Raw genomic sequence first — 7,601 nt, forward strand, 5'->3', positions numbered from 1 at the left:
GTGTTGGACCTCGACACCTGCCAGCTGAGCCTGTGCACCTCCGGCTCCAGCGGCGAGCCCAAGCGCATCGACAAGAGCCTGCGCCAGTTGGCCAACGAAGTTGAAGCGCTGGAAACCCTGTGGGGCACAGACCTCAAAGACGCCTGCATCATCGGCAGCGTCGCCACCCAACACATCTACGGGTTGCTGTTCCGGGTGTTGTGGCCGCTGTGTGCCGGTCGCACCTTTGTGCGCAGGCAATTGGCATTCCCCGAAGACTTGCAGCGCGCCAGCCGCGAGCACTCACAATTCGCCTGGGTCGCCAGCCCGGCGCTGCTCAAGCGCATGGGCGACAACCTCGACTGGCCGGCGCTGAGCCAGGTGTCGCGGGTGTTTTCTTCGGGTGGCGCGCTGCCCATCGAAGCAGCCAGCGAGCTTTACGACCGTTTGCAGCAATGGCCGACAGAAATTCTCGGCAGCTCGGAAACCGGCGGCATTGCCTGGCGCCAGGGCGCACAGCCGTGGCAGCCGTTCGCCGATGTAGCGCTGAGCCAGGACGCCGACGGTGCGCTGCGTATCGCCTCACCGTACTTGCCCGCCGGGCATATCGAACAGACCGCCGACGCAGCGCGCATCCATGCCGATGGCCGCTTCGAGCTGCTGGGGCGCCTGGATCGCATCGTCAAACTGGAAGAAAAACGTATCTCGTTGCCCATGCTGGAACAGGCACTGCTGGCCCACGCCTGGGTCGCCGAAACCCGCCTGGGCGTGGTCCAGGAAAACCGCGCGTCCCTTGGCGCATTGGTGGTGCTCAGCGCGGAAGGCCTGCATGCCCTGCGCAACCAGGGCCGCCGCACCGTGACCCAAACCCTGCGCCAGCACTTGAGCCAACATTGCGAAGCCCTGGCCCTGCCGCGTCGCTGGCGGCTGCTGCGCCAATTGCCGTTGAATGCCCAGGGCAAACTGCCCCAGGCCGATGTGGCCGCGCTGCTGACGGCGCCACGGCCGAAAGCGCCGGAAGTGCTGGAGCGAGTGGAGGCCGACGGTGAATGGACCGTGCAACTGTGCGTGCCACCGGACCTGGCGTATTTCAGCGGCCACTTCCCGGTGACGCCGGTGCTGCCGGGCGTGGTGCAGGTCGAGTGGGCGTTCAACCTCGGCCAGCAACTGCTCGACTTGCCCGCGACCTTTGCCGGTATGGAAGTGCTCAAGTTCCAGCAACTGGTGCGCCCCGGCGACCGCGTCGAACTGCACCTGCGTTTCGACGCCGAACGCGGCAAATTGTATTTCGCCTACCGCAACGGCGTCGCCGCCTGCTCCAGCGGCCGGATTCAATTGGTGACGGCGCATGCATAAGCTTCTGCAGCAAATGAATCTGATGTGGCTTGTTTGCTTGCCCTGCGTTGGGCTGCGTAGCAGCCCCAGTCAGATAGACGCGGTGTGCCAGACGAACCGAGTTGGCAGGTTTTGGGGCCGCTTCGCAGCCCAACGCAGGGCAAGCCTGCTCGCCACAACAACCCTGCTGCCCATTGGAAGCCTGGTCACCACAGACTGTTCAGTCGCCGGTTGGGTGTTCCATGCATAACCCCTGCGCCCTGATTCCGGTCTACAACCACGAAGCCGCCGTGCCCGCCGTGGTGCGTAGCCTGTTGAACAGCGGCCTGCCGTGCCTGCTGGTCGACGACGGCAGCAGCCCGGCGTGTGCCGCAGTGCTGGCGGAGTTGGCAGCCCTCGATAACGTCACCCTGCTGACCCTGCCGACCAACCAAGGCAAAGGCGGCGCAGTGATGGCCGGTTTCCGCGAAGCCGCGCGCCTGGGCTTCAGCCATGCCCTGCAAGTCGACGCCGACGGCCAGCACGACTTGCGCGAAGTCGAGACGTTTATCGACACCTCACGCAGGCACCCCGACGCGGTGATCTGCGGCTACCCCGAATACGACGACAGCGTGCCCAAAGGCCGCCTCTATGCGCGTTACCTGACCCACGTGTGGGTGTGGATCAACACCCTGTCGCTGCAGATTCGCGACTCGATGTGCGGCTTTCGCGTGTACCCGCTGGCGCCCACGCTGGCGTTAATGAACTCGGCCTATATCGGCACGCGCATGGATTTCGACTCCGACATCCTGGTGCGCCTGGCCTGGCGCAACCAGCCGATGCGCTGGCTGCCGACCCAAGTGCATTATCCCGCCGACGGCCTGTCGCACTTCCGCTTGTTCCGCGACAACGTGCGTATTTCGGCCATGCATACCCGGCTGTTTTTCGGCATGTTGGTGCGCGCGCCGATGATCCTGTGGCGACGGTGGCAAGCATGAGCGACCGCAACAAGCACTGGGCCGACCGCGAGGAACGCGGCAGCTTCTGGCTGATGAAACTCACCGCCGTCGCCGCCAAGGTGCTCGGCCGCCGCCTGCTGAGCCCGCTGTTGTACGGCATCGTGCTGTACTTTTTCCTGTTCGGCCGCACCGCGCGCCAGAGCGCCTGGCAATACCAGCAGCGCTTGGCCGACTGGGTCGGGCGCGATGAATTGCGCCCGACCCAGCGCAGAGTCTTCGGCCAGTTCATGGCCTTCGCCGACGCGCTGCTCGACAAGCTCGACGTGTGGAACGGCAAGCTGCGCCTGGAACAGATCGACATCAACGACCCGGCGCAATTGCGCGGGCAACTGCGTGGCGAGCGCGGGCAGATGCTGGTGGGCGCGCACCTGGGCAACCTCGAAGTGTGCCGCGCGCTCGCCGAGATCGGCGAACAAGTCACCATGAACGTGCTGGTGCACACCAAGCACGCCGAGCGCTTCAACCGCCTGCTCGGCGAAGCCGGGGCCACGCATTTGCGCCTGATCCAGGTCAGCGAGCTGGACCCGGCGACCATGCTGCTGCTCAGCCAGCGCCTGGACGACGGCGAGTGGCTGGCCATCGCCGGCGACCGCGTGCCGCTGCACGGCGGGCGCACGGTGCGGGTGGACTTTCTCGGGCATGACGCCGCCTTCCCCCAAGGCCCGTGGCTGTTGGCCGGGCTGCTGAAATGCCCGGTCAACCTGCTGATGTGTCTCAAGCATCAAAACCGCTACCGCCTGACCATCGAGCCGTTCGCCGAATTGATCGAATGGAAGCGCAGCACCCGCGAGCAGGTCATCGCCCTGTGGACCGCGCGCTACGCCGCACGCCTGGGCGAGTTTTGCCTGGAGGCGCCCCAACAATGGTTCAACTTTTACCCTTTCTGGAAGACCGATGACGACGCATCTTGAGCCGGTAACCTTCGGCGAGCGCGCTTTGCGCATTGAAGACGTGCTGGCCCTGGCCAACCGTCAGGCGCCCACGCAGTTGCAGGATGACGCTGCCTACCGCCAGCGCATCGCCAAGGGCGCGCAGTTTCTCGACTCGCTGCTGGACAAGGAAGGCGTGATCTACGGCGTGACCACCGGCTACGGCGACTCCTGCGTGGTAGCGGTGCCGTTGCAGCACGTCGAGGCGTTGCCGCGTCACCTCTACACTTTTCACGGCTGCGGCCTGGGCAAGCTGCTCGACGCCCAGGCGACTCGCGCGGTGCTGGCGGCGCGCTTGCAGTCGCTGTGCCATGGCGTGTCCGGCGTGCGTGTGGAACTGCTGGAGCGCCTGCACGCGTTCCTCGAACACGACGTGCTGCCGCTGATCCCGGAAGAAGGCTCGGTGGGCGCCAGCGGTGACCTGACGCCGCTGTCCTACGTGGCCGCGACCCTGTCCGGCGAGCGCGAAGTGCTGTTCCGTGGCGAGCGTCGCCAAGCCATTGACGTGCACCGCGAGTTGGGCTGGGAGCCGCTGGTATTGCGTCCGAAAGAAGCCCTGGCCCTGATGAACGGCACCGCCGTGATGACCGGCCTCGCCTGCCTCGCCTTCGCCCGCGCCGACTACCTGCTGCAACTGGCCACGCGCATCACCGCGATGAACGTGGTGGCGCTGCAAGGCAACCCGGAGCACTTCGACGAGCGCCTGTTCGCCGCCAAGCCGCACCCGGGGCAGATGCAAGTCGCCGCCTGGCTGCGCAAGGATTTGGCGATCGATGCGCCGACCGCGCCGCTGCATCGCCTGCAGGATCGCTACTCGCTGCGCTGCGCGCCCCACGTGCTGGGGGTGTTGGCCGACAGCCTGAACTGGCTGCGCGCGTTTATCGAAATCGAATTGAACAGCGCCAATGACAACCCGATCATCGACGCCGAAGAAGAGCGTGTGCTGCACGGCGGGCATTTTTACGGCGGGCATATCGCCTTTGCCATGGACAGCCTCAAGACCCTGGTGGCCAACGTCGCCGACCTGCTCGACCGCCAGCTCGCACTGCTGGTGGACGTGCGTTACAACCACGGCCTGCCGAGCAACCTGTCCGGCGCCCCGGCTGACCGCGCGATGATCAACCACGGCTTCAAGGCCGTGCAGATCGGCACCAGCGCCTGGACCGCCGAGGCACTGAAAAATACCATGCCGGCCAGCGTGTTCTCGCGCTCCACCGAGTGCCACAACCAGGACAAGGTGAGCATGGGCACCATCGCCGCCCGCGACGCGATCCGTGTGCTGGAGCTGACCGAACAGGTCGCCGCCGCCACCCTGCTCGCCGCCAATCAGGGCGTGTGGCTGCGTGCCCAGGTCGCGGATGCACGCCCGCTGCCACCGGCACTCGCGGCGATGCACGCCGAGCTGGCCAAAGACTTCCCACCGGTGATCGAAGACCGTGCGCTGGAAGGCGAACTGCGCCTGTGCCTGAAACGCATCGCCGAGCAACACTGGAGGCTGCATGCGTAGTCAGGGTGTGCTGCACAGCGACACCGAAATCCTGGTGCCGTTTTTCGACGTCGACACCATGAACGTGGTGTGGCACGGGCACTACGTGAAGTACCTCGAAGTTGCCCGCTGCGCCTTGCTCGACAAGATCGGCCACAACTACACGGCGATGCTCGAGTCCGGCTACGCGTGGCCGGTGATCGACATGCAGCTGCGCTACGTGCGCGGCGCAGTGTTTGGCCAGACCATCAACGTGCGCGCCAGCCTGGTGGAATGGGAGAACCGTTTGAAGGTGAATTACCTGATCACCGACCTTGCCAGCGGCGAACGCCTGACCCGCGCCAGCACCGTGCAGGTAGCCGTCGAAATTGCCAGCCGCGAGATGCAGCTGGCCTCCCCCACCGTCTTCACCGACGCCGTAGAAAGGGCCCTGAAATGAGATCCAATGTGGGAGGGGGCTTGCCCCCGATGGTCGTCAACGATAACGCGATCCGCCTGATCCTGCGCAGTGCTCTCAGGTTCTTTGCGGGCAAGCCCGCTCCCACATGGATCGCATTAATTCTGTTGTTGAGCGTTTCAAGCATGGCCCACGCTTTTGATTTGCAACAACTCAGCGACCAGCTCGCAAAGCCCTCGGTGATCCACGGCAACTTCATCCAGGAAAAACACCTGCGCGCCCTGCCGCAGCCGCTGGTCAGCAAAGGCACCTTCGTGCTCGCCAAGGACCACGGCCTGTTGTGGTTGCTCAAGACACCGTTGCAACAGGACTACCGCATCAGCGCCCAGGGCATCGCCCGGCGTGACGCCAACGGCTGGCAACTGCTGCCGAACAAGAGTGCCGGGGCCGAGCAGAATCGCCTGTTCCTCGCGGTATTGCAGGGCGACAGCAGCGGCTTGCAGCGCGACTTCGAACTGAAGCTGCAAGGCGAAGCCACGCAATGGAAATTGACCCTGGTTCCACGCTCGCTGCTGCTCAAGCAGGTCTTCACCCAGATCAACATCGACGGCGGTGAGCTGGTGCAAAAAATCCAACTGCTGGAAACTCAGGGCGACAGCACCGTGCTGCGCATGCAGGACAGCACCGCCAGCCAGCCGTTGAGCGATGCGGAGCAACACGACTTTGCCCAGTGAACGCCTGCTGCCTCGCCTGTTCCTGATCCTGCTGGTGGCCGTGCTGGCCCTGGCCGGCTGGCAATGGCGTCATGGCGCGCCGCTGTCGGCCAACCTGATGGAACTGGTGCCGGGCAGCACGCCGGATGCCCTGGAGCTGAAAGCCGAACAACGCATGCAGGAGCCGCTGAACCGCGAAATGCTGGTGCTGGTGGGGCATGCCGATCGGCAAAAAGCCGTCGCGGTGGCCGAGCAATTGGGCGAGCGCTGGCAGGCCAGCGGCCTGTTCGAAAAGGTCCAGTGGAACCTGCAAGCCGACTTGCCTGCATTGCGTGAGCAACTGCTGCGCGGGCGGCTGGCGATGCTCTCGGCCAAGGACCGCGCGCAACTGATCGAACAGCCCGACGCGTTTATCCAGCAGCGCGTGCAAGCGCTGTTCGACCCCTTCACCGGGTTCAGCCTGGTGCCGAGCCAGGACGACTGGCTGGGCCTGACCGGGCGCATTCAGAACAGCCAGCCGCAACACGGCAGTGTGCAACTGGATATCGGCAGCGGCGCATTGATCGCCGATGCCGACGGCAAAAGCTGGGTGCTGCTGCGTGCGCGCACCACCGGCAATGCCTTCGACATGAAACTGCCGCTGCAAGTGGCGGATTTGCTCCAGGCCAGCCGCGCACAAGCGGGCGAACAGGGCGCGCAATTGCTCGCCGCCAGCGGGTTGCTCTATGCAGCCAATGGGCAGCAGCAGGCCACGCGGGAAATCACCTGGGTCGGCGGCGGCGCCACCCTGGGCATCCTGTTATTGCTGTTGCTGGCGTTCCGCCGTTGGCGGGTGTTGCTGGCCTTTGTGCCGGTGCTGGTGGGTATGCTGTTTGGCGCGGTGGCCTGTGTGGCGTTCTTCGGCCACATGCATGTGATGACCCTGGTGCTCGGCTCCAGCCTGATCGGCGTGGCGGTGGATTACCCGCTGCACTACCTGTCCAAAAGCTGGAGCCTGAGGCCCTGGCGCAGCTGGCCGGCGTTGCGCCTGACCCTGCCGGGGCTGAGCCTGAGCCTGGCCACCAGTTGCATCGGCTACCTGGCACTGGCCTGGACGCCGTTCCCGGCCTTGACCCAGATCGCGGTGTTCTCCGCCGCAGGCCTGGTGGGCGCCTACCTGTCCGCGGTGTGCCTGCTGCCCGCGCTGCTCAAGGGCGTGGAACTGCGCCCGGCGCAATGGCCGCTGCGCATCGCCGAAGGCCTGTGGCTGTTGCGCGTCTCATTGCTCAAGCGCGTACCGAGCGCAGTATTGCTGGTGTGGCTGCTGCTGTTTTGTGCCGGTGGCCTGTGGCAGCTGAACAGCAAAAACGACATCCGCCAATGGATCGGTGCGCCGCCGCAATTGCTCCAAGAGGCCCAGGCCGTGGCGCGCATCACCGGCTTCCAGCCCACCAGCCAGTTCTTCCTGGTGCGCGCGGATAACCAGCAGCAGTTGCTGGAGCGTCAGGCCGCCCTGAGCCAGCGCCTCGACCAACTGGTGAACATGGACAAGCTGCAGGGCTACCTGGCGCTCAACCAACTGGTCAGCCTGCCTGCCGAACAGCAACAGCTGCGTGACGCGCTGAACACGCTGCCCCAGCACTGGCAGCCGCTGCTGGACCTCGGCGTGCCCGCCAGCGCCCTGCAGGCTGAAGTCGCGCAGCTGCAAGCCTTGCCCACCGAAGACATCGACGCCGCGCTGGTCGGCCCACTGGCCGAGCCCTGGCGCATGCTGTGGCTCGGCCC

The 7,601-nt window shown here is 65.4% G+C and carries 7 protein-coding genes; all 7 read left to right on the forward strand.

Annotated features, from left to right (window positions below; translation table 11 throughout):
- A partial coding sequence (locus WBR57_RS10810; protein WP_424083818.1) for an AMP-binding protein occupies positions 1-1,335 on the forward strand: 1,335 nt, incomplete at its 5' end.
- A 221-nt stretch (positions 1,336-1,556) separates the two neighbouring features.
- Positions 1,557-2,291, forward strand: a complete 735-nt coding sequence (locus tag WBR57_RS10815) for a glycosyltransferase family 2 protein (RefSeq protein WP_424083819.1) — start codon at positions 1,557-1,559, stop codon at positions 2,289-2,291.
- Positions 2,288-3,223: a glycosyl transferase gene (locus WBR57_RS10820; protein ID WP_424083820.1), complete on the forward strand. Its 936-nt coding sequence runs from the start codon at positions 2,288-2,290 to the stop codon at positions 3,221-3,223. The genes WBR57_RS10815 and WBR57_RS10820 overlap by 4 nt, the downstream gene beginning before the upstream one ends.
- Positions 3,207-4,748: an HAL/PAL/TAL family ammonia-lyase gene (locus WBR57_RS10825; protein ID WP_424083821.1), complete on the forward strand. Its 1,542-nt coding sequence runs from the start codon at positions 3,207-3,209 to the stop codon at positions 4,746-4,748. The genes WBR57_RS10820 and WBR57_RS10825 overlap by 17 nt, the downstream gene beginning before the upstream one ends.
- Entirely contained in the window at positions 4,741-5,166 is a 426-nt protein-coding gene (locus WBR57_RS10830) for an acyl-CoA thioesterase (protein ID WP_424083822.1), read from the forward strand. Before WBR57_RS10825 ends, WBR57_RS10830 begins: the two co-directional genes overlap by 8 nt.
- A 29-nt stretch (positions 5,167-5,195) precedes the next feature.
- A complete protein-coding gene (locus WBR57_RS10835; protein ID WP_424083824.1) occupies positions 5,196-5,858 on the forward strand; it encodes an outer membrane lipoprotein carrier protein LolA in 663 nt (220 codons plus the stop codon).
- The coding region (locus WBR57_RS10840) for an MMPL family transporter (protein WP_424083823.1) at positions 5,848-7,601 on the forward strand (1,754 nt) is incomplete at its 3' end. The genes WBR57_RS10835 and WBR57_RS10840, both read left to right, overlap by 11 nt.

The sequence above is a fragment of the Pseudomonas sp. genome (genome assembly GCF_049590575.1).
Classification (GTDB): Bacteria; Pseudomonadota; Gammaproteobacteria; order Pseudomonadales; family Pseudomonadaceae; genus Aquipseudomonas.